We start from the raw sequence: 649 nt of genomic DNA on the forward strand, positions 1-649 counted from the left end.
TGCTCGATGATCACATGTGCGTTGGTGCCGCTCACGCCGAAGGAGGACACGCCAGCGCGCCGTGGCCGGCCGGTCTCCGGCCATGGCCGGGCCTCGGTGAGTAGCCGCACCCCACCGGCGGACCAGTCGACGAACGGTGACGGCTCGTCGACATGCAGAGTTTTCGCCAGCACACCGTGCCGGATGGCCTGCACTGTTTTGATCACACCCGCGACACCGGCAGCGGCCTGCGCATGGCCGATGTTCGATTTGAACGACCCGAGCCACAGGGGCCGGTCGTCGGGCCGGTTCTGACCGTAGGTGGCCAGCAGAGCCTGCGCCTCGATCGGGTCGCCCAGGGTGGTGCCGGTGCCGTGGGCTTCGACGGTGTCGATGTCGGCGGGGGACAGCCGGGCGTTCGTGAGTGCCGTACGGATCACCCGTTGCTGGGACGGGCCGTTCGGCGAGGTCAGGCCGTTGGACGCGCCGTCGGAGTTCACCGCCGAGCCCCGGACCACGGCCAGCACCTGATGCCCGAGGCGCTCGGCGTCGCTGAGGCGTTCCAGCAACAGCAGCCCGACGCCTTCGGCCCAGCCGGTACCGTCCGCCGCGGCGGCGAACGCCTTGCATCTCCCGTCCGGTGCCAGGCCACGCTGCCGGGCGAACTCGA

Annotated in this window: 1 protein-coding gene; it reads right to left on the bottom strand. The window is 70.6% G+C overall.

The window, feature by feature from the left end:
- Nucleotides 1–649: polyketide synthase (locus MJ783_RS22690; protein ID WP_239313801.1), on the bottom strand; the 649-nt coding region annotated here is incomplete at both ends.

The sequence above is a fragment of the Protofrankia sp. Cj3 genome, assembly GCF_917627355.1.
Lineage (GTDB): Bacteria > Actinomycetota > Actinomycetes > Frankiales > Frankiaceae > Protofrankia.